We start from the raw sequence: 20,954 nt of genomic DNA on the forward strand, positions 1-20,954 counted from the left end.
CCGGTCAGTCGTCGGCGGCGTCCTCCTCGGCCCACTTCGCGCTGTTCGCACGCAGGATCTCGAGCGCCCGCTCGGCCTCCTCGCGGGTCTCGAACGGGCCGACTCGATCGACCGACTGCGAGACGAATCCCTGCTCGACCTCGCCGGTCTTGAGGTTGTACCAGAACATGTGCTCGACGTTCTCGGTCATAGGCTGATCCTATGCCCAAAGACGCCGCCGGCCACCTGATCCCCGGACGACTCTCGCCCGCCCGAGCAGTGCCCGCAGGCATCGCGCGACCCGAGTACGTCGGCCGTCGGGCGCCGCAGCCCAACACCGGGGGCGATCGCTACACCGCCGACGAGGTGGAGCGGATCCGTACCGCCGGCCGTATCGCCGCGGGCGCGATCGAGGCGGCCGCAGCGGCGATCCGGCCGGGGGTCACGACCGACGAGCTCGACCGCATCGTGCACGAGTACGTCACCGGTCACGGCGCCTACCCGTCGACGCTCGGCTACCGCGGCTACCCGAAGTCGAGCTGCACCTCGATCAACGAGGTCATCTGCCACGGCATCCCCGACGACACCGTGCTCGCCGACGGCGACCTCGTGAACCTCGACGTCACGGCCTACCTCGACGGCATGCACGGCGACCTCAACCACACCTTCCTCGTCGGCGAGCCGACCGAGGAGGCGGCGCTGCTCGTCGACCGCACGCGCGAGGCGCTCGCCCGGGGCATCCGCGCCGTCGCCCCCGGCCGGCAGGTCAATGTGATCGGCCGTGCGATCGAGGCGTACGCGAAGCGGTTCGGCTACGGCGTCGTGCGCGACTACACGGGTCACGGGGTGGGGCGCGCGTTCCACACCGGCCTCGTCATCCCCCATTTCGACGACCCGAACGCGACGACCGTCATCGAAGAGGGCATGGTCTTCACGATCGAGCCGATGCTCACCCTCGGCACGATCGAGTGGGACGTCTGGGCCGACGACTGGACCGTCGTGACGCGCGACCGTTCGCTCACCGCCCAGTTCGAGCACACGCTCGTCGTCACCGAGCGCGGAGCCGAGATCCTGACGCTCCCCTGACGCGGACGGCGACACGTCGGTCGTTCGCCGCCGCGATAGTGTGAGCGCATGGCCACGGAACTCGCGATCGGCATCGACATCGGCGGCACGGGGATCAAGGGGGCGGTGGTCGACCTCGGCGAGGGCATCCTCGTCTCCGATCGCATCAAGGTCAGGACGCCCGAGGGCGGCCGGCCTGCTGACATGCTCGCCGCGACGTCCGAACTGCTCGACCGCCTCTCCGCCGACTTCGACGACTCGCTGCCGCTCGGCGTCTGCTTCCCGTCGATCGTCAAGCGCGGGCGCACCCTCTCGGCGGCGAACATCTCGCCCGAGTGGATCGGGCTGCCCGCCGAGGAGCTCTTCGAGGAGACGTTCGGCCGCGAGATCCACTTCATCAACGACGCGGATGCCGCCGGCTACGCCGAATCGCGGTACGGCGCGGCCGTCGATGCCGACGGGCTCGTCATCCTCACGACCCTCGGCACGGGCATCGGCTCCGCGTTCCTGTACGACGGCGTGCTCGTGCCGAACACCGAGCTCGGTCACCTCGAGCTCGACGGCGCCGAGGCCGAGAAGCGCGCCGCCTACTCGGCGATGGAGCGCGAGTCGCTCGACTGGGCCTCCTGGGCGACGCGGCTCCAGCGCTTCTACGCCCACGTCGAGTTCATCTTCTCGCCCGACCTGTTCGTCGTCGGCGGCGGCGTCTCGAAGCACCACGAGCAGTTCCTGCCGCTGCTCGACCTGAAGACCCCGATCGTTCCGGCCCGGCACCGCAACAACGCCGGCATCATCGGCGCGGCCTCGCTCGCGGCGAGGTAGTGCGCACCGCGCGGCCGGCACCGCACCGCGCCGGTCGCCCGGGTCTGGTCGATGAGCGGTGCGAGCGGGCCGGCTGATACGCCGGGTTCTGTTCACCGCGAGCCTTGCGTCTCGCGGCTGGACGGCCATCTCTCTCGGAGCTGCGTTGCCGCAGCCCTCCAGCGGCCTACCCGGGAACGGGGCGGGCCGCCCCATGGTTCCCTGTCTGGCCTTGCTCCGGACGAGGTTTACCGAGCCGGCCGGGTCACCCCGGCCGCTGGTGGGCTCTTACCCCACCGTTTCACCCTTACCGCCCGCTCGCGCGGGAGGCGGTCTGCTTTCTGTGGCACTGTCTCGCGGGTCGCCCCGGGTGGGTGTTACCCACCGTCCTGCCCTGTGGAGCCCGGACGTTCCTCGGCGCACGACCGGAGTCGTGCGACGCGGCCGTCTTGCCGACCCACTCGCCCGTCAAGTCTAGCGGCAGGCGACTCCGCCGAGATCGACCGGGGGCGACGTCGGCGTCCCGGCGTCAGAGCCCCGACTCGTCGGTGCGCACGAGGATGCGGTCGCACTCGGGGCACTGCACGACGTCGTCGGGGGCGGAGCGGCGCACCTGCTCGAGGTCGGAGCCCGTGAGCGTCATGGTGCAGCCGCCGCACGTGCGCTGCCGAAGGAGGGCGGCGCCGACCCCGGCGCCCCGCGCCCGTCGCTGCTCGTAGAAGGCGAGGAGCTCGGCGGGAACGCCCGCGGCGACGACCTCGCGGTCGCGCTCCGTCTGCTCGCGCTCGACCCCGATTCCGCCGGCGGCGGCGTCGCGCTCGGCCTCGAGCTCGGCGACCTCGGACTCGATCGCGGCGCGCTGGAGGTCGATGCTCGACACCACGACCTCCGCGTCCTCGACCCGCTCCATGACGACGAGCTCCTGGTCTTCCAGGTCGCTGCGCCGCTTCGCGAGCGAGGCCAGCTCGGCCTCGAGCGCCTGGACGTCCTTCACCGACGAGGTGTGCTGCAGCCGGTCCGTGTCACGGGCGATGCGGGCCTCGACGACCGCGACGTCGGACTCGAGCCGGGTGAGCTCGGACCGCGCGTCCTCGAGGGCGCCGATCGCCTCGGCCCGGGTCCCGCGCACCGCGGTCTCGCGCTGGGCGAGCTCGGCGAGCGGTGCCGTCTGCGGCAGCGCGCCGAGCTTGTGCGCGAGCTGCTGGAGTCGGGTGTCGATCGACTGGAGCCGCAGCAGTTCCTGCTGGTCGGCGGGGGTGGCCTTCACGTGGTGCTCCTCGCGGGGGTCGGGGCTGGACTCGTCATCATTGCACGACCTGGAAGTCCCAGGGGTCGGTGCGCAGTTCGCTCACGACGACCTCGAGCCCCGGCAGCGCGTCGCGGAGCTCGGCGGCGGCGACGTCGAGCCACAGCCACTCGCTCGCCCAGTGCGAGACGTCGACGAGGGCCGGTCCTCCGCCGAGCGCCGCCTGTTCGCGGGCCTCGGAGGCCGGGTGGTGGCGCAGGTCGGCGGTGACGTAGACGTCGGCGGCGCGCACGAGCGGGTGGCCGAGTAGCGAGTCGCCGGCACCGCCGCACACGGCGACCGTCTCGACGAGGTCGTCGAAGCCGCCGGCGACCCGCACGCCGGTCGCCGTCGCCGGCAGCAGGTCGGCGAGCTGTCGCGCGAGCCGGCCCAGCGTGATCGGCTCGGCGAGGCGGCCCACCCTCCCGATGCCCGTCGCACCGTCGTCGGATGCCTCGATCGGACGCTGCCCGGCGAGCCCGAGCCGGTCGGCGAGCACGGCCGAGGTTCCCGTCGCGACGACGTCGGCGTTGGTGTGCGCGGCGAGCAGCGCGCAATCGGCGCGGATGAGTTTCGCGAGCAGCGCACCCTTGTAGCGGTCCTCTGCGACCGTGGTCACGCCGCGCAGCAGCAGCGGGTGGTGTGCGATCAGCAGGTCGGCGCCGTCGGCCACGGCCTCGTCGACCGTGGCGGCCACGGCGTCGACCGTCAGGAGCAGCCGTCGCACGGGGGCGTCGAGGGCGCCGGAGACGAGCCCCGAGGCATCCCACGCCTCGGCACCCGCCGCGGGCCACAGGCGTTCGGTGGCGGCGAGCACATCGGCGAGGACGAGCGACATGTGGGCCCTGCCGGGCTCGAACCGACGACATCCACGGTGTAAACGTGGCGCTCTACCAACTGAGCTAAAGGCCCTCGCGCGGCGGGCCGCGCGGTCATCCCATCCTATGGCCCACCCGGTCGTACACTCGGCTCATGTCGAGCGATGCACCGCACTCCGACGCGCAGGAACGCCGCGCGGAGACGCGCTGGCCGGCGTTCCTCGGCATCGTCGTGGCCGCCGTGCTCGTGGCCTCGGTGCCGCAGCCCGGCACGGCGACGCTGCGCACGATCGCGCTCGTCGCGCTCACGCTGATGGCGGTGCCGCTCTTCGTCGTGAACCCGCACCGGCTCGACCGCGAGACGCAGTGGTCGCGGGCCCTGGCGATCGCCTTCGCCTTCGTGCTCGTCGGCGTCAACCAGGTCAGCGTCGTCGGGGTCATCGCACGTCTCCTCGACGGCAGCGCGGAAGGCGCCGAGGTGCTGCTCGAGGCCGGGCAGGTGTGGGTGACGAACATCATCGCGTTCGGCCTGCTGTTCTGGGAGCTCGACCGCGGCGGCCCCGTCTCCCGGGGCACGCTCGACCGAGGGAAGCTGCCGCTCGCGGACTTCTCCTTCCCGCAGGACGATCAGGCGGATGCCGCGCCGGAGGTCTCGGCGGGCTCGACCCGGCGCGCCGACTGGCGAGCGGGGTTCGTCGACTACCTGTACGTGTCGTTCACGAACACGGTCGCGTTCAGCCCGACCGACGCCATGCCGCTGCGCTCGCGCACCAAGCTGCTCATGGCGGTGCAGGCGCTCACGGGATTCGTGCTGCTCGCGCTCGTGATCTCTCGAGCAGTCAACATCCTGTCGTGAAGCCGGGGCGAACCCGGCCGGTCCCTGCATTCCGCCGAGGCATCCCGCTCGGTCAGGCCGCCGACCTCAGGGAGGCGAGCGCCTCGCGGTACCGGTCGAGCGGGCGAGCCTCGCCCTTGGGCGTCGCGAAGCTGTCGACGACGACGCCGTCGGCGCCGATGAGGAACGTCGCCCGGGCCGCGATGCCGTGCTCGGCGTCGAACGCCCCGTACGCCGCCGCGACCTCGCCGTGCGGCCAGAAGTCGGCGAGCAGCGGGAAGTCGTAGCCCTGCGCCTCGCTCCACGCGCGGAGCGTGTGCTTCGAGTCGACCGACACGCCGACGAGCTCGACCGCGTTGTCGGCGAACATCGCGACGTTGTCGCGCAGCTCGCACAGCTCGCCCTGGCAGATGCCCGAGAAGGCGAGCGGGAAGAACACGAGGGCGGCCGGCCGTGCACCGCGGAAGTCGGCGAGGCGCACGGTGCGGCCGTGCTGGTCGACGAGCTCGAAGTCGGGTGCGACGGCACCGGGGGCGAGGATCATGGACGGGTTCCCTCCGATCGGAACGGCCCATCATGGTACCGCCCCCGATTCCCGACGAGACTCATTAGGATGGCGGGGTGCCATGCGACCGCGAGGCGGTCAGCCTCGGCGTGCGCACGTCCACACCACGCAGGTGATCCCTGCAGAGAAGAGAGGTCGAGTGTGACTGTCAACGACCAGGATCCTTACTCGGTCGAGGCGATGGACTCGGATCCCGAGGAGACGAACGAGTGGGCCGAGTCGCTCGACTCGCTCGTCGCCGAGAAGGGCCACCAGCGGGCGCGTGAGATCATGCTGAGCCTGCTCAAGCGCTCGAAGGAGCTGCACCTCGGCGTGCCGATGGTGCCGACCACCGACTACCTGAACACCATCGCGCCCGAGAACGAGCCCGAGTTCCCCGGCGACGAGGAGACCGAGCGCCGCTACCGCGCCTGGATCCGCTGGAACGCGGCCATGCTCGTGCACCGCGCGCAGCGCCCCGGCATCGGCGTGGGCGGCCACATCTCGACCTACGCGTCGAGCGCCGCCCTGTACGAGGTCGGCTTCAACCACTTCTTCCGCGGGCAGGACCACCCCGGCGGCGGCGACCAGGTCTTCTTCCAGGGCCACGCCTCCCCCGGCATGTACGCCCGCGCATTCCTCGAGGGGCGCCTCTCGAGCGACCAGCTCGACGGCTTCCGGCAGGAGAAGTCGCACGCGCCGAACGGCCTCTCGAGCTACCCGCACCCGCGGCTCATGCCCGAGTTCTGGCAGTTCCCGACCGTGTCGATGGGTCTCGGACCGATCAACGCGATCTACCAGGCTCAGCTCAACAAGTACCTCACCAACCGCGGCATCAAGGACGCGTCCGACCAGCACGTCTGGGCCTTCCTCGGCGACGGCGAGATGGACGAGGTCGAGAGCCGCGGCCAGCTCCAGGTCGCGGCGAACGAGGGCCTCGACAACCTCACCTTCGTCATCAACTGCAACCTGCAGCGCCTCGACGGCCCCGTGCGCGGCAACGGCAAGATCATCCAGGAGCTCGAGAGCTTCTTCCGCGGCGCCGGCTGGAACGTCATCAAGGTCGTGTGGGGCCGCGAGTGGGACTCGCTGCTCGCGAACGACCACGAGGGTGCGCTGCGCAACCTCATGAACGTCACGCCCGACGGCGACTACCAGACCTACAAGGCCGAATCGGGCGCGTACGTGCGCGAGAACTTCTTCGGACGCGATCCGCGGGCTCTCGAGCTCGTGAAGGACCTCAGCGACGACGAGATCTGGGGCCTCAAGCGCGGCGGCCACGACTACCGCAAGGTCTACGCGGCGTTCAAGGCCGCGACCGAGCACAAGGGCCAGCCCACCGTCATCCTCGCGAAGACCATCAAGGGCTACGGCCTCGGTCCCGCCTTCGAGGGCCGCAACGCGACCCACCAGATGAAGAAGATGACGCTCGAGAACCTCAAGACGTTCCGCGACTCGATGCGCATCCCGATCACCGACGCGCAGCTCGAGGAGAACCCCTACCTGCCGCCGTACTACACTCCGGGCGACTCCGACCCGGCGATCCAGTACCTGCACGAGCGGCGTCGCGAGCTCGGCGGCTACACGCCCGAGCGTCGTACCAAGTACACGCAGGTGACGCTGCCCGACGACTCGGCGTACGCGATCGCCAAGAAGGGCTCGGGCACGCAGGAGATCGCCACCACCATGGCGTTCGTGCGACTCCTGAAGGACCTGATCCGGTCGAAGGACTTCGGCAACCGCATCGTGCCGATCATCCCCGACGAGGCCCGCACGTTCGGCATCGACGCGTTCTTCCCGACCGCGAAGATCTACAACCCGAACGGCCAGCACTACACGTCGGTCGACCGGGAGTTGCTCCTTGCGTACAAGGAGAGCCCGCAGGGCCAGATCGTGCACGTCGGCATCAACGAGGCGGGCGCGCTCGCCGCGTTCACCAACATCGGCACGTCGTACTCGACGCAGGGCGAGCCGCTCATCCCGATCTACGTGTTCTACTCGATGTTCGGGTTCCAGCGCACGGGCGACGCGATGTGGGCCGCCGGCGACCAGATGGCGCGCGGCTTCATCATCGGCGCGACCGCCGGTCGCACGACGCTCACGGGCGAGGGCCTGCAGCACGCCGACGGCCACTCGCCGATGCTCGCGGCGACGAACCCCGCGGTCGTCTCGTACGACCCGGCGTACGGCTACGAGATCGGCCACATCATGCGTTCGGGCCTCGAGCGCATGTACGGCGGCCAGCACCCCGACCCGAACGTCATGTACTACCTCACGGTGTACAACGAGCCGATCGTGCAGCCCGCCGAGCCCGAGGGCGTCGACGTCGAGGGCATCGTCCGCGGCATCCACCGCCTCTCCGTCTCCGACGCCGCCGGCCCCAAGGCGCAGCTGCTCGCTTCGGGCGTCGCCGTGCCGTGGATCCTCGAGGCGCAGCAGCTCCTCGCGGAGGACTGGGGCGTCTCGGCCGACGTCTGGAGCGTGACGAGCTGGAACGAGCTCCGCCGCGACGGCCTGGCCGCCGACGAGCACAACTTCCTGAACCCCGACGCCGAGCGCCAGGTGCCCTACGTGACGCAGAAGCTCACCGGGTTGCAGGGGCCGTTCGTCGCCGTGTCGGACTACGCGCACTCCGTGCCCGACCAGATCCGGAAGTACGTGCCGGGCGAGTTCGCGACGCTCGGCGCCGACGACTTCGGTTTCTCCGACACGCGTGCCGCCGCACGTCGCTACTTCAAGATCGACGGCCCGTCGGTCGTGGTCCGTACCCTCGAGCAGCTCGCCGAGCGCGGCGAGGTCGACCGTTCGCTGCCGGCCCGTGCGATCGAGAAGTACCGTCTGCACGATGTGAACGCCGGCACGACCGGATCGGCCGGCGGCGAGAGCTAGCGGGCAGCGAGGTGGCGACGAGGCCGAAGACGAAGGCGGAGACGCTCGCATGGTTGCGTACCATCGCGGGTGAGCTCGCGACCGCGACGCTCAAGCGACTCGAGGACACGTTGCCGTGGTACGGCGACATGCCCCCGAGCCGCCGCTCCGCCGTCGGCCTCGTCGCCCAAGCCGGCATCTCCTCGTTCATCGCCTGGTTCGACGACCCGCGGTCGACGCCGTGGATCGCGGCCGACGTGTTCGGAGCGGCCCCCAGGGAGCTGCTCCGTTCGGTGAGCCTGCAGCAGACGCTGCAGCTCATCCGCGTCGTCGTCGAGGTCGTCGAGGAGCGCGTGAAGGACGGCGGCGAGCCGCTGCGCGAGGCGATCCTGCTGTACTCCCGTGAAATCGCGTTCGCGGCGGCCGACGTCTACGCACGGGCCGCAGAGGCCCGCGGACTGTGGGACGCGCGCCTCGAGGCGCTCGTCGTCGACTCGATCCTCTCGGGCGAGGCCGACGACGAGCTGCCGAGCCGCATCGCCGCCCTCGGCTGGCACGGTCACGGCGAGGTCGCGGTGCTCGTCGGCACCGCGCCGAAGCAGCTCGACGTCGACCACGTCCGACGGGCGGCACGGCACATGCACGCCGATGTCCTCATCGGCGTGCAGGGCAATCGCCTCGTGCTCGTGATCGGCCGAGCCGACCCGCTCTCGGTCGACGGCGACGAGTCGATCGGCACGGCGCCTGCGCTCACCTTCCTCGAGATCGCGACCCAGCTCGAGCCGCACTTCGGACCCGGTCACCTCGTGCTCGGCCACGCCGTGCCCAATCTCGTCGATGCGTCGAAGAGTGCGAAGGCGGCGCTCGCGGGGTTCGCGGTCGCCCGCTCGTGGCGGCACGCGCCCCGCCCGGTGCACGCCGACGACCTGCTCCCCGAGCGTGCGCTCGCCGGCGACCCGCTCGCGCGAGCGACCCTCGTGCACCGCATCTACCGTCCGTTGCAGGCGCATTCGACCGAGCTGCTCACGACCCTCTGGAGCTATCTCGACAACGGCCGGTCGCTCGAGGCGACCGCCCGCGAGCTCTTCGTGCATCCGAACACCGTGCGGTACCGCTTGAAGCGCGTCTCCGACGTGATCGGGTGGGATGCGACAGGTGCACGCGAGGCGCTGATCCTGCAGTCCGCGCTCATCATCGGGTCGATGAGCGACCACGAGCATCCCCCGCGCCGACCGTCCTGAGCGACCGGCGCGGGCAACGCGGCCCCGGTTGCCTGTGCAGTCGATACAACGGTTGCGCGAAGAGCTTGTGGCGTGTGCACACCACACTTCGCCCCGTGATTGGCAGACTGGGGTGGTGATCGTCGTCGTCTGCCCTGGACAGGGCTCTCAGACCCCCGGATTCCTCGCCCCCTGGCTCGCCGAGCCGGGCTTCGCCGCGCGCCTCGACGCGCTCTCGGCCGCCGCCGGCGTCGACCTGGCGACGCACGGCACCGTGAGCGACGCCGACACCATCCGCGACACCGCGGTGGCGCAGCCGCTCATCGTCGCGGCCGGACTGCTCACGCTCGACGCACTGCTCGCCGACGGCCGCGCGGCCCGCATCGGCGGCATCGCCGGCCACTCGGTCGGCGAGATCACCGCCGCCGCGGGCGCGGGCGTACTGAGCGGCACCGACGCGATGGGGTTCGTGGCCGAGCGCGGCCGGGCCATGGCCGAGGCGGCCGCGCTCGAGCCCACGGGCATGAGCGCCGTGCTCGGCGGCGACGAGGCCGGACTGCTCGCGCGTCTCGACGAGCTCGGTCTCGAGCCCGCGAACTTCAACGGCGGCGGCCAGATCGTCGTCGCCGGCGCGGTCGATGCGCTCGAGCAGCTGAAGGCCGAGCCGCCGGCAGGGGCCCGCGTCATCCCGCTCCAGGTCGCGGGCGCGTTCCACACCCGCTACATGCGACCTGCCGTCGAACGGCTCGCGAAGGTCGCCGAGGAGCTCTCCCCCGCCGACCCGACGCTCCCCATCTGGACCAACCGCGACGGCAGCGTCGTCGCCTCGGGCGCCGAGTTCCTCGAGCTGCTCGTCGGCCAGGTCTCCTCGCCCGTGCGCTGGGACCGCTGCATGGAGTCGTTCGCCGCGGCGAACGTCACGGGCATCATCGAACTCGCTCCGGCCGGTGCTCTCGTCGGCCTCGCCAAGCGCGGACTCAAGGGCGTTCCGACCGTCGCCGTGAAGACGCCCGACGACCTGCCCGCCGCCATCGAACTCATCGATCAGGCCGCCTGATCCGCTTCGCCGAACCACGAGAAAGCCGAGCATGACGAGACCAACCCTCCAGCAGTCGCACGGACCCGCCTACACGCGCATCTACGCGCTCGGCGCCGCGCGCGGCGAGAACGCCGTGCCGAACGACGACCTCGTCGGGCCGATCGACTCGTCCGACGAGTGGATCCAGCAGCGCACCGGGATCATCACCCGCACCCGCGCCGGTGCCGACGTCCTCGCGGTCGACCTGGCCACCGCCGCCGCGACCGAGGCGATCGAGCGTTCGGGCGTCGCCCCCGAACTCATCGACCTCGTGATCATCGCCACGATCTCGAACGTGCAGCAGACCCCGTCGATGGCGGCCGTCGTCGCCGACCGTGTGGGCGCCAACCCGGCCGCGGCATACGACGCGAACGCCGCCTGCGCGGGCTACGCCTACGCGATCGCGCAGGCCGACGCGCTCATCCGCGCGGGCGCCGCGCACTACGCGCTCGTGATCGGCGCCGAGAAGCTCTCCGACGTCGTCGACCCGACCGACCGCTCGATCTCGTTCCTGCTCGGCGACGGCGCCGGCGCCGCAGTCATCGGCCCCAGCGACACGCCCGGCATCGCCCGTACCGTGTGGGGCTCAGACGGCTCGAAGGCGGGCGCGGTCGGCATGAACGGCACGCTCGTCGAGTTCCGCGACGGCGCCGCCGAGTGGCCGACGCTCCGCCAGGAGGGGCAGACGGTCTTCCGCTGGGCCGTGTGGGACATGGCGAAGGTCGCCAAGCAGGCGCTGGATGCCGCGGGCGTGACCAGTGCGGATCTGGCAGCCTTCATCCCCCACCAGGCGAACATGCGCATCATCGACGAGTTCGCCAAGCAGCTGAAGCTTCCCGAGTCGGTGGTCATCGCCCGCGACATCGCGACGACCGGCAACACCTCGGCCGCGTCGATCCCGCTCGCGACCCACCGCCTGCTCGAAGAGCACCCCGAGCTTTCCGGAGGCCTCGCCCTCCAGATCGGCTTCGGCGCCGGACTCGTGTTCGGCGCCCAAGTGGTGGTTCTGCCCTGAACCACCGACCCTCGTCCATCTAGACTGTCTCTCGGTCAAACGAGACACCCCTCAAGGAGAAGAACCATGGCATTGTCCACCGAAGAAGTGCTTGCCGGCCTGGCCGAGCTCATCAACGACGAGACCGGCATCGCGACCGACACGGTTGAGCTGGACAAGTCGTTCACCGACGACCTCGACATCGACTCGATCTCGATGATGACGATCGTCGTCAACGCCGAGGAGAAGTTCGACGTGAAGATCCCCGACGAGGAGGTCAAGAACCTCAAGACCGTCGGCGACGCCGTCGACTTCATCGTCAAGGCCCAGGCCTAGTCGCTACGACGAGCGGGCCGCGGCACCGTCCCGGCCCGCTCGATCCGTCCCCTTCGTCTTCCTCCCCGGAGTGTTTTCGTCATGACCAAGAACATCGTCGTCACGGGTATCGGCGCGTCGTCGCCGATCGGTGGCACCGCCCCCGACAGCTGGACCGCGCTGCTCGCCGGCGCGTCGGGCGCACGCACCCTCGAACACGACTGGGTGGCCGAGTACTCGCTGCCCGTCACCTTCGCGGCCGAGGCCCTCGTCCGCCCCGACACCGTCCTCGAGCGCCCTGTCGCGAAGCGTCTCGACCCGTCCTCGCAGCTTGCGCTCGTCGCCGCCCTCGAGGCATGGGCCGACGCCGGCAGCCCCGAGGTCGACCCCGAGCGACTCGGCGTCGACTTCGCCACCGGCATCGGCGGGGTCTGGACCCTGCTCGACGCGTGGGACACCCTGCGCGAGAAGGGCCCGCGCCGGGTCCTCCCGATGACCGTGCCCATGCTCATGCCGAACTCGGCCTCGGGCAACCTCTCGCTGCACTTCGGCGCCCGCGCCTTCGCCACCACGGTCGCGAGCGCCTGCGCCTCGAGCACCGAGTCGATCTTCAACGCGATCGAGCACCTGCAGGACGGCCTGGCCGACGTCGTCATCGCCGGCGGCACCGAGTCCGCGATCCACCCCATCACGATCGCCTCGTTCGCCTCGATGCAGGCACTCTCCAAGCGCAACGACGACCCCGCGACCGCGTCCCGTCCGACGAGCGTCGACCGCGACGGGTTCGTCATGGGCGAGGGCGCCGGCGTCCTCATCCTCGAGACCGAGGAACACGCCAAGGCTCGCGGCGCGAAGATCTACGCCTACGTCGCGGGCGGCGGGGTCACCGCCGACTCGTACCACATCACGGCGAACGACCCCGAGGGTCGCGGCGCGGCCCGTGCGGTCAAGCTCGCACTCGAGCAGGCCGGCGCCTCGCCCGACGACGTGACGCACATCAACGCGCACGCCACCTCGACGCCCGTCGGCGACCCGAACGAGTACCAGGCGCTCAAGGCCGTGTTCGGCGACCGCGTCGACGAGATCCCCGTGTCGGCGACCAAGGCCTCGACCGGGCACCTCCTCGGCGGCACCGGAGCACTCGAGGCGATCTTCACGGTGCTCGCGCTGCGCGACCGCGTCGCTCCCCCGACGATCAACATCACCGAGCAGGACCCCCAGGTGCCGTTCCGTGTCTCCGGCAGCACGCAGGAGCTGGGCGCCGGCGACCAGCTCGCGATCTCGAACTCGTTCGGGTTCGGCGGCCACAACGCAGTCATCGCGTTCCGCTCCGCCTGATCACACATCGACAAGGAGAAGGACCCCGGCGCTGGCGCGCCGGGGTCCTTCTTCGTCGGTGACATCCAGACTGCGAAGGACCCCGGCGCTGGCGCGCCGGGGTCCTTCTTCGTCGGTGACATCCAGACTGCGAAGGACCCCGGCGCTGGCGCGCCGGGGTCCTTCTTCGTCGTCGGGCCGTCTGCTTCGCTCGTACGTCTGCCGGGGATCCCCCTTCCGACCTCCGCGTCGCGCCGCAGCCGGCCCGCGGTCAACGGGCCTCGCCCCGCGGGGGCGAGCGTCGTCGTGTCAGCGCGGTCACGTCGCTCACCCGACCTGATGCAGCCAGACCACCGGCGCGAAGTCGCTCGCGTGGCGGAAGGGTTCGAGCTCGTCGTCCCAAGCCTGGCCGAGCGCCAGCCGGAGCTCGCGATGCAGTTCCTGCGGGTCGTACCCGCCGACCTCCATCGCGTACCGGATGCGGTCCTCGGGCACGACCGTGTTGCCGACCGAGTCCGTCTGGGCGAAGAACACGCCGAGCTCGGGAGTGTGCATCCAGCGGGCGCCGTCACTGCCGGGCGCAGCATCCTCGCTCACCTCGAACCGCAGCTGGTCCCAGCCGCGCAGCGCCGAGGCGATGCGGGCGCCGCTGCCGGCAGCGCCCTCCCAGTAGTACTCGGCGCGCTGCGTGCCGCGCAGCACCGGCTGTTCCTGCCAGTCGAAGTTCACCGGCACTCCGAGCGCGCGGCCTGCGGCCCACTCGACATGCGGACAGAGCGCCCTCGGCGAGGAGTGCACGAACAGCACGCCTCGCGCGGCGCGTGCGGCCGGCGCGACCGTCTCTGCCATCTCGATCTCCGTTCTCGTGAGGTGCGTCTTCCCCTACGACCTCGGAACGGCGGGTGGCCGGTGTTCGATTGTGGCGGCATCGGCCGCACCGCCGATTATGCCCCGGAACCCGTGCATTCACAAGGGTTCGCGCCTCACCGGCGCGCCGCACCACAGGCATCGGCGTCGCACGCGCGGAGCAACACTATGCTCGGTGAGGTATTCGAATTCGTCGAAGGGACGCCGAGATGGCCGTCAGAGAAGCCCTCCTCGCTCTCCTGCTCGGCGGGCCGGCGTACGGCTTCCAGCTGCACGGCGCGCTCGCGACCAGAACGGGCGGACGACGACGGATCAACGTCGGCCAGAGTTATGCGACACTCGAGCGCGCCACGAAGTCGGGACTCATCGAGTCGGCCGGCACGACCGACGACGGCCTCCCCCTGCATCGGCTCACCGAGGCGGGCACGGCGCTCGCGCTGGGCTGGTTGGGCGGGGCGGATGCCGCGGGCGCGGAGCCATGGGACGAGACGATCGACCGCGTGCTCATCGCAGCATCGCTGCCCGAGATCGACGAGCGGCCCATCCTCGACGCCGAGCTCGGGCGGTGGGGCACCCGGCTGACCGACGCCGAGGCGAGGGCCGGTTCCGAGGTCGACTCCGATGCGAGACCCGACCTCGCTCCCGAGGCCGGCGCCGTCAGCGCGTTGACGAGGCTTGCGGCATCCGCCGACGCGGCACGAGCGCGCGCGGCGCTCGACTGGCTCGCGGTCGCTGCACTCGCAGCGGCATCCGGCACCCCGCTCACCTTCGCACCCACCACCGAGCGACCGCGCCGGGGCCGTCGCCCGAGGCCGTCGGCCGCCGCCGCCGAGTCGGTTCAGCCGTCGGCCATGCCGTAGCTCTTGACGATCGCGAGGTCGAGCGGGAAGTCCACCGGGAAGTCGCCGAAGAGCAGCCGCCCAGCACCTTCGGCGCTCTCGCGCACCGCCTGTGCGACCTCGTCGGCGTGCTCGATCGGCGTGTGCACGATGATCTCGTCGTGCAGGTAGTAGACGAGGTGCGGAACCGCGCCGAACACCGGACCCGAACGGTCGGCGATCGTCGCCGCGGGCGGAAACGCGGCGAGACGCGTGCGCAGCGCCGCCATCCAGCACAGCGCCCATTCCGCAGCGCTGCCCTGCACCACGAAGTTGCGGGTGAACCGGCCCCAGTCTCGCGCGACGCTGCGGGCCCGCCGCTCGTCGGCGGCCGAGGCGTCGGGCTCGCTCGCACGCGCCTGGACGGCGTGCCACGACGCCGGCGGAACGGGCGAGGAACGCCCGAGATTCGTCGTGACCTGAGCGCCCCGCTCCCCCGTCGCGGCCGCGCGGTCGACGAGGGACATCGCCCGCGGGTACGCACGGGCGAGGCGCGGCACGAGGCGCCCGCTGTCGCCCGTCGTCGCGCCGTACATCGCACCGAGGATCGCGATCTTCGCCTGGTCGCGCGTCTCGACGACGCCGTCGTCGACGATGCCGCGATAGATGTCACGTCCGCGGGCAGCGGTCGCCATCGCCTCGTCACGAGCGAGCCCGGCGAGCACGCGCGGTTCGAGCTGGGCCGCATCGGCGACGACGAGGGTCCAGCCCGGATCGGCGACCACGGCGCTGCGCACGCCCTTCGGCAGCTGCAGCGCTCCCCCGCCCGAGGTCGCCCAGCGACCGGTCGCCGTACCCCCGGGCACGTAGTCGGGCCGGAATCGACCGTCCACGATCCACTCATCGAGCCATGCCCATCCGTTCGCGCTCAGGAGACGTGCTGAACGCTTGTAGGCCAGCAGCGGGGCGATGGCCGGATGGTCGTGCTCGCGCAGCTCCCACTTCGCGGTCGAGTCGACCTGGATGCCCGCGTTGCGGAGCGCCCGGAGCAGCGACGCCTGCGAGTCGAGGTTCGCCGACGGCTGCTCGAGTGCCGCTCGCACCTCCGCCGCGAGCACGAGCATGCGCTCGGGCTTCCACCCCGGTTCGGGCCGTGCGCCGAGCTCGGCCTCGAGGATGCGTTCGTGCACCGAGCGGCTCCACGGGAGACCGGCGGCGCGCAACTCGGCGCCGATGAGCGCGCCGGCGGACTCGGCCGCCAGCAGGAGACGCATCGCGCCCGGATGGACGCTCGTCGCCGTCAGCCGCTCCTGTCGCCGGAACTCGCCGACCACCTCGGGGAGCGGGACGATCGAGGGATCGGTCGGCGAGACCCGATCGTCGTCGCCGCCGAAGGAATCGCCCAGATCGAAGAGGGCGGCGAGCTCTGACTGGGGTGCCGGGGTCGCAGCGCCGGGGACGCGCCCCGAGAGATTCGGCGCGGCCTCGAGCCACCCCGGACGCGTCGGCGCGTCGGCTCGGGCCGCGCGTGTCTCGGTCGAGCCCTCGAGCACCGCCCCGCAGAGCAGCAGGTCGTGGCAGCGTTCGACACGAACCCCGGCGGCGAGGAGCAACGGGTACCAATGCCGCGTGTCGCTCCACACCCATCGCGGTCGTGCGTCACGCTCGAGCGCCTCGACGCGCGACGGCAGCTCAGCCGTGGCCATCGTCTCGACGAGGGCCGCAGGGTCGTCGAGATCGACGAGCGCGACCCGGTCACGCCCGTCGGCTCCGACCGCCATCCGCACCCCACCATTCTCGCTCCGACCGCCGACATCGAGATGTCGGCGGTCGGCGGGACACTCGACACCATGACGAACGAGAGGTGGACGCCGTGCCCGGGGTGAGGTTCCGCTGCGGCCATGGTGCGACGGGCGACGACGCGTACTCGATCGCGCGCGACTGCCCGGTCTGCATGCTCATCGCCGAGACGCAGCGCTCCCGAGGCGAGCTGCTCGGGCGTGCCGCGCCCGCCGAACGAGGCAGGCTCGCGGCCGAGACCCGCCTCGGCGCCGAGTTCGAGTGGCGCTGCGACCGCGGGCACGACCGGTATCGTGCCACGATCGCCGAGCAGTTGACGGGTACCGGGTGCGCCAAGTGCCGGGCCAACGCGCACGCCCCTGCCGCGCTCCGCGAGGCGGGGGTCGCCTTCATGAACCCCGGGCTGCGCACCCGCACCTCGGCCACCGAACAGCGACTGCGCGCACTGCTCGGCGAACGCATCAGGCTCCACCACCGGGTCAACGCCGTGCGCGTCGCCCGCACCTTCTTCGGTCGCACCGAGGTCTGGCCCGACATCATCGTGCCGCAGCTGCGCATCGCGATCGAGTACGACGACCCCGGCCGCTCGCGCCGTGCGCACGTCGGGCTCAAGGAGGCGTCCGACGTCGAGAAGGACGAGGCGCTCCGCGAGGTCGGCTGGCGAGTGATCCGGGTTCGCGGCGGCGGGCTCGACGCCCTCGGTCCCGACGACGTCGTCTGCCGGAACATCACCGCGGTCGTGGCCGACGAGGTCGTCGAACGGATGCGGCGCATTCGGGGTGACGACGCGGTGCGGGCACTCGAGCTTCCCGGCGCCGGGGCAGATCGGCTTTGATTCGGCGCGACCCGGTCTGCTAGGAAGGGAAGACCCCCTACCGGCCCGATGATTGGACCCGATGATGAGTTCCCCCGCTCTCCAGACCGAAACCGAGGCCGTGACCGACGACGTCGCCGCGGGCGAGGCGTCGGCAGACACCGAGTGACGAGGTGGACACCGACGCGCTGAAGCGCACCTGGTCGCTCGCCGAGACGCTCGGCGACGAGGTCCCGCTCTTCTTCTACTCGCATCTCTTCTACACGCACCCCGAACTGCGAGCGATGTTCCCGGTCTCGATGGCCACCCAGCGAGACCGGCTCGTCGGTGCGCTCGGGCGCATCGTCTCCAACGTCGACCGACTCGACGACGTGACGGCGTTCATCCAGCAACTCGGCCGTGACCACCGACGCTTCCAGGTGGTCGCCGAGCACTACGACGCCGTGGGGCTCTCACTCCTCACGACTCTCAAGCACTTCCTCGGCGACCAGTGGACGCCCGAACTCGCCGCCGACTGGGCCGCGGCCTACGGCGTCATCGCCACCGTCATGGTGCAGGCTGCCGAGGAGTCCGAGCAGACGAGCCCCGCCGCCTGGGAGGGGCACGTCATCGCCGTCGAGCGCCGCAACATGGAACTCGCGGTGGTGCAGGTGCGCCCCGAGCCCGAGATGTCGTTCGAGCCCGGGCAGTCGGTGGCGGTCGAGACGAGCTACGCGCCCCGGCTCTGGCGCTATCTCAGCATCGCGAATGCGCCGCGTGATGACGGAACGCTCGAGTTCCATGTGCAGCTCGTGCCCGGAGGACAGGTGTCGAGCGCGATCGTGCGCAAGCTCAAGGTCGGCGATGTGCTGCGCCTCGGCGCACCCGTCGGGAACGAACTGACCCTCGGTACCGACGAGCACGCTCGCGACCTCCTCATGGTCGCCGGCGGCACCGGGTTCGCCCCGCTCCGAGCCCACCTCGAGCGGATCGACCTGGCCTGGCAGCGGACCGGCGAGGCGCCGCGCGTGCACCTGTTCCACGGCGCGCGGGTGCCGTGGAACCTCTACGAGCACCGCCTGCTGCAGAGTCTCGCCGGCCGGCCGTGGTTCAGCTACACCCCCGTGGTCTCCGACGACCCGAGCTACCCGGGGCGGAAGGGACTGGTCGGCGATGCCGCCGTGGCCGAGGGACTCCGTCCCGACGCGGTCGCGATGGTGTGCGGTTCGCCCGCCATGGTCAAGCACACGCTCGCCCGACTCCGCGACGCCGGCGTCGCGTCGGACGATCTCCGATTCGAGCAGTTCGCCACGCTCGAGGACGAGAGCCTGGAAGGCCGCAACGGCATCCGAGATGGGCAGCCCGCCGGGCAGCCCGCCGAACGAATGGGAAGTGCCCGATGACTCCCGATCTTGACAACATGTCCCACCCCGAGCCCGAGTCCGAGGCCACGCCGGCTCCCCCGATGCCGGTGAGTCCGGTCCCCACGAGGACGGGTTCGATCCCCGTGCAGCCGAGCCCGGCACCGGCAGCGGATGTCGACCTCGCGCGCGCCGTCGCACGCCTGCCGAAGACCGACCCGGCCAGGTTCACCGTCCGGCACATCGGTGCCGGCTACGATCGCGCGGAGATCGACGAGTTCCTCGGCGAACTGAACGAGGCCATCGACGGCGTGCGATCGGCCGTCGAACGCGATCGTCGCGAACTCGACGAACTGCGCGCGGAGAACGCCAGACTCAGCGCGACGGCCGACGCGAAGCTCGACGAAGAGGTCACGCTGGGTGCCGTCGACCTGCTCTCCCAAGCGCAGACGATCGCCGACAAGGCCGTCGCCGACGCGGAGCAGTACGCACGCGACCTCGTGCTCGCCGCCCGCGAGGAGTACCGCGACGTGCTCGAGCGTGCCGCTCGCGCCGAGGACGCGCACGCCCACGCTGCCCCCGGCCCCGGCGGCGCCCCAGCCGTGCCGCAGGCCGCGATGCCCGAGATCGAGTACGTGCGCACGTATGCACAGGTCGCACAGGTCCAGCTGCGCTCGGTGCTCGAGGCGCTCGCCGAGCAGGTCGACCGTCTCGGGACGCTGCCGCAGACCGGAGCGGATGCCGCGAGCCCGATGCCCACGGCCGAGCACGACGCTGACGACGACCCGATCGACGCCGAACCCGACTGGCTGCCCGCCGTCCCGCCGGAGCCCGCGCTGCAGCGACAGACGTATATCAAGCCCTGATCGGGCACCGCCCGACCATCGGATGTCGCGGGGGCGTGAGACGATCCCCGCAACGAACGATCGGCGGGAGGTGCGATGCGGGGCGAGGCGACCGTGCTGCATGCCGACCTCGACGCCTTCTACGCCTCCGTCGAGCAACGCGATTCACCCGAGTTGCGCGGCCGGCCGGTGATCGTCGGCGGAGGCGTCGTGCTCGCGGCGAGCTATGAGGCGAAGGCGCGCGGCGTCCGCACCGCGATGGGAGGCCGTCAGGCCCGCGATCTGTGCCCCGACGCCGTGGTCGTCCCGCCCAGGATGGATGCGTACGCGGCGGCGAGCCGAGCCGTGTTCGCGATCTTCCGCGACACGACGCCGTTCGTCGAGGGCCTGTCCATCGATGAGGCGTTCCTCGAGGTCGGCGGGCTCCGTCGGATCGCGGGTACACCCGAGCAGATCGCCACCGGCCTCCGGGCGCGCGTCCGGTCCGAGGCCGGCCTCGCCATCTCCGTCGGGGTCGCGCGCACCAAGTTCCTCGCGAAGGTCGCCAGCGCCGTCAGCAAGCCCGACGGCCTGCTCGTGGTCGAGCCCGAGCGCGAGGAGCAGTTCCTGCTCCCGCTGCCCGTCGAGCGCCTGTGGGGTGTCGGTGCGGTGACCGCAGAGAAGCTGCACCGGCTCGGCATCACGACCGTCGGGCAGTTGGCCGAGCTCGAGGGCGCGGTCGCCGAGCGGCTGCTCGGCAAGGCGACGGGCGCACACCTGCATGCGCTGGCGAGGCTCCGTGATCCGCGTCCGGTCGACACCGCGCGCCGCCGCGGCTCCATCGGCTCCCAGCGCGCGCTCGGCGCTCGTGCGCGCTCGGCCGACGAACTCGGCGTCATCCTGACGCAGATCGTCGATCGACTCGCCCGGCGCCTGCGCGACGGCGACCGCGTGTGTCGCACGGTCGTGCTGAGGCTGCGTTTCGGCGACTTCGCGAAGGCGACCCGGTCGCGCACGCTCGGCTCTGCGACCGACCGCACGAGCGTGCTGCTGGCCATCGCGCGGGAGCTCCTCGACGGCGCGCTCCCCGAGATCGCCGAGCGCGGCATCACCCTAGTCGGCGTCTCGTTCTCGCAGCTGGCTCGCGCCGACAGCCTTCAGCCCGAGCTGCCGATCGACTGGGACGACGGTGCCCGCCTCGACACGGTGCTCGACACGGTGCGAGATCGATTCGGCGCGGCATCCGTCACGAGGGCTGCGCAGCTCGGCCGCGACCCGGGCTGGTCGCCGCCGCAGCTGCCCGAGCACGAATGACGGGCAGGCGCTGCGACGAAGCGTCTCCTGTATGGCGAATCTTGCGCCCAGCGCAAGG

At 71.3% G+C, this 20,954-nt stretch carries 20 protein-coding genes, 1 tRNA gene and 1 other RNA gene; 14 read left to right on the top strand and 8 right to left on the bottom strand.

The window, feature by feature from the left end; genetic code table 11:
* Positions 1 to 4 precede the first annotated feature (4 nt).
* Complete coding sequence (locus MUN74_RS18990; RefSeq protein ID WP_244854168.1) at positions 5 to 190, bottom strand: SPOR domain-containing protein; 186 nt, start codon at positions 188 to 190, stop codon at positions 5 to 7.
* Between the two features lie 11 nt (positions 191 to 201).
* Here MUN74_RS18990 and map point away from each other — a divergent pair, with 11 nt between their 5' ends.
* Together map and ppgK are read left to right on the top strand one after the other, a co-directional pair.
* Positions 202 to 1,065 carry a type I methionyl aminopeptidase gene (gene map, locus MUN74_RS18995; RefSeq protein ID WP_244854169.1) on the top strand — a complete coding sequence of 288 codons (864 nt, stop codon included), beginning with the start codon at positions 202 to 204 and terminating at the stop codon, positions 1,063 to 1,065.
* Positions 1,066 to 1,113: 48 nt separating this feature from the next.
* Positions 1,114 to 1,866 (top strand): polyphosphate--glucose phosphotransferase, encoded by a 753-nt coding sequence (ppgK, locus tag MUN74_RS19000; RefSeq protein WP_244854170.1) that lies wholly within the window; start codon positions 1,114 to 1,116, stop codon positions 1,864 to 1,866.
* Positions 1,867 to 1,927: 61 nt separating this feature from the next.
* Here the strand turns inward: ppgK and rnpB are convergent.
* The 4 genes from rnpB to MUN74_RS19020 all read right to left on the bottom strand — a co-directional run bounded on the left by rnpB (position 1,928) and on the right by MUN74_RS19020 (position 4,042).
* Positions 1,928 to 2,305, bottom strand: an RNA gene (gene rnpB, locus MUN74_RS19005) — RNase P RNA component class A.
* Positions 2,306 to 2,374: 69 nt separating this feature from the next.
* Positions 2,375 to 3,112 carry a zinc ribbon domain-containing protein gene (locus tag MUN74_RS19010; RefSeq protein WP_244854171.1) on the bottom strand — a complete coding sequence of 246 codons (738 nt, stop codon included), beginning with the start codon at positions 3,110 to 3,112 and terminating at the stop codon, positions 2,375 to 2,377.
* A gap of 37 nt (positions 3,113 to 3,149) precedes the next feature.
* Entirely contained in the window at positions 3,150 to 3,968 is an 819-nt protein-coding gene (locus tag MUN74_RS19015; RefSeq protein ID WP_244854172.1) for a Nif3-like dinuclear metal center hexameric protein, read from the bottom strand.
* A gap of 1 nt (position 3,969) precedes the next feature.
* Positions 3,970 to 4,042 (bottom strand) — tRNA-Val (locus MUN74_RS19020).
* Positions 4,043 to 4,102: 60 nt separating this feature from the next.
* Here MUN74_RS19020 and MUN74_RS19025 point away from each other — a divergent pair.
* Positions 4,103 to 4,804 carry a hypothetical protein gene (locus MUN74_RS19025; RefSeq protein ID WP_244854173.1) on the top strand — a complete coding sequence of 234 codons (702 nt, stop codon included), beginning with the start codon at positions 4,103 to 4,105 and terminating at the stop codon, positions 4,802 to 4,804.
* 52 nt (positions 4,805 to 4,856) lie between these two features.
* Here the strand turns inward: MUN74_RS19025 and MUN74_RS19030 are convergent, their stop codons facing one another.
* Positions 4,857 to 5,327 (bottom strand): peroxiredoxin, encoded by a 471-nt coding sequence (locus tag MUN74_RS19030; protein WP_244854174.1) that lies wholly within the window; start codon positions 5,325 to 5,327, stop codon positions 4,857 to 4,859.
* 162 nt (positions 5,328 to 5,489) lie between these two features.
* Between MUN74_RS19030 and aceE the strand changes: the two genes are divergently transcribed.
* From aceE to MUN74_RS19060, 6 genes are all read left to right on the top strand, one after another.
* A complete protein-coding gene (gene aceE / locus MUN74_RS19035) occupies positions 5,490 to 8,216 on the top strand; it encodes a pyruvate dehydrogenase (acetyl-transferring), homodimeric type (RefSeq protein WP_244854175.1) in 2,727 nt (908 codons plus the stop codon).
* Positions 8,217 to 8,227: 11 nt separating this feature from the next.
* Entirely contained in the window at positions 8,228 to 9,436 is a 1,209-nt protein-coding gene (locus MUN74_RS19040; RefSeq protein ID WP_244854176.1) for a PucR family transcriptional regulator, read from the top strand.
* Between the two features lie 115 nt (positions 9,437 to 9,551).
* A complete protein-coding gene (locus tag MUN74_RS19045; RefSeq protein ID WP_244854177.1) occupies positions 9,552 to 10,472 on the top strand; it encodes an ACP S-malonyltransferase in 921 nt (306 codons plus the stop codon).
* A gap of 31 nt (positions 10,473 to 10,503) precedes the next feature.
* Positions 10,504 to 11,508, top strand: coding sequence for a beta-ketoacyl-ACP synthase 3 (locus MUN74_RS19050; protein ID WP_244854178.1), 1,005 nt, complete (start codon positions 10,504 to 10,506; stop codon positions 11,506 to 11,508).
* Between the two features lie 66 nt (positions 11,509 to 11,574).
* Positions 11,575 to 11,823 (top strand): acyl carrier protein, encoded by a 249-nt coding sequence (locus MUN74_RS19055; protein ID WP_056731598.1) that lies wholly within the window; start codon positions 11,575 to 11,577, stop codon positions 11,821 to 11,823.
* A gap of 81 nt (positions 11,824 to 11,904) precedes the next feature.
* On the top strand, positions 11,905 to 13,140 hold the full coding sequence (locus tag MUN74_RS19060) for a beta-ketoacyl-[acyl-carrier-protein] synthase family protein (protein WP_244854179.1): 1,236 nt from the start codon (positions 11,905 to 11,907) through the stop codon (positions 13,138 to 13,140).
* A gap of 306 nt (positions 13,141 to 13,446) precedes the next feature.
* On the opposite strand, the gene MUN74_RS19065 is transcribed toward MUN74_RS19060, so the two are convergent.
* The gene (locus MUN74_RS19065) at positions 13,447 to 13,968 is read right to left on the bottom strand and encodes a DUF3145 domain-containing protein (RefSeq protein ID WP_244854181.1); all 522 of its coding nucleotides are present in this window, start codon (positions 13,966 to 13,968) and stop codon (positions 13,447 to 13,449) included.
* A gap of 227 nt (positions 13,969 to 14,195) precedes the next feature.
* Between MUN74_RS19065 and MUN74_RS19070 the strand changes: the two genes are divergently transcribed.
* The gene (locus MUN74_RS19070; RefSeq protein ID WP_244854183.1) at positions 14,196 to 14,846 is read left to right on the top strand and encodes a PadR family transcriptional regulator; all 651 of its coding nucleotides are present in this window, start codon (positions 14,196 to 14,198) and stop codon (positions 14,844 to 14,846) included.
* Here the strand turns inward: MUN74_RS19070 and MUN74_RS19075 are convergent.
* Positions 14,825 to 16,585 (bottom strand): bifunctional 3'-5' exonuclease/DNA polymerase, encoded by a 1,761-nt coding sequence (locus tag MUN74_RS19075; RefSeq protein WP_244854185.1) that lies wholly within the window; start codon positions 16,583 to 16,585, stop codon positions 14,825 to 14,827. The genes MUN74_RS19070 and MUN74_RS19075 overlap by 22 nt on opposite strands.
* Positions 16,586 to 16,677: 92 nt before the next feature.
* Between MUN74_RS19075 and MUN74_RS19080 the strand changes: the two genes are divergently transcribed.
* The 4 genes from MUN74_RS19080 to dinB all read left to right on the top strand — a co-directional run bounded on the left by MUN74_RS19080 (position 16,678) and on the right by dinB (position 20,896).
* On the top strand, positions 16,678 to 17,439 hold the full coding sequence (locus MUN74_RS19080) for a very short patch repair endonuclease (RefSeq protein WP_244854187.1): 762 nt from the start codon (positions 16,678 to 16,680) through the stop codon (positions 17,437 to 17,439).
* A 152-nt stretch (positions 17,440 to 17,591) separates the two neighbouring features.
* A complete protein-coding gene (locus MUN74_RS19085) occupies positions 17,592 to 18,800 on the top strand; it encodes a globin domain-containing protein (protein WP_244854189.1) in 1,209 nt (402 codons plus the stop codon).
* Positions 18,797 to 19,624 (top strand): DivIVA domain-containing protein, encoded by an 828-nt coding sequence (locus tag MUN74_RS19090; protein ID WP_244854190.1) that lies wholly within the window; start codon positions 18,797 to 18,799, stop codon positions 19,622 to 19,624. Before MUN74_RS19085 ends, MUN74_RS19090 begins: the two co-directional genes overlap by 4 nt.
* A 75-nt stretch (positions 19,625 to 19,699) precedes the next feature.
* The gene (gene dinB, locus MUN74_RS19095) at positions 19,700 to 20,896 is read left to right on the top strand and encodes a DNA polymerase IV (RefSeq protein ID WP_244854192.1); all 1,197 of its coding nucleotides are present in this window, start codon (positions 19,700 to 19,702) and stop codon (positions 20,894 to 20,896) included.
* Positions 20,897 to 20,954: the final 58 nt, after the last annotated feature.

Source organism: Agromyces sp. H17E-10, from assembly GCF_022919715.1.
Classification (GTDB): Bacteria; Actinomycetota; Actinomycetes; order Actinomycetales; family Microbacteriaceae; genus Agromyces.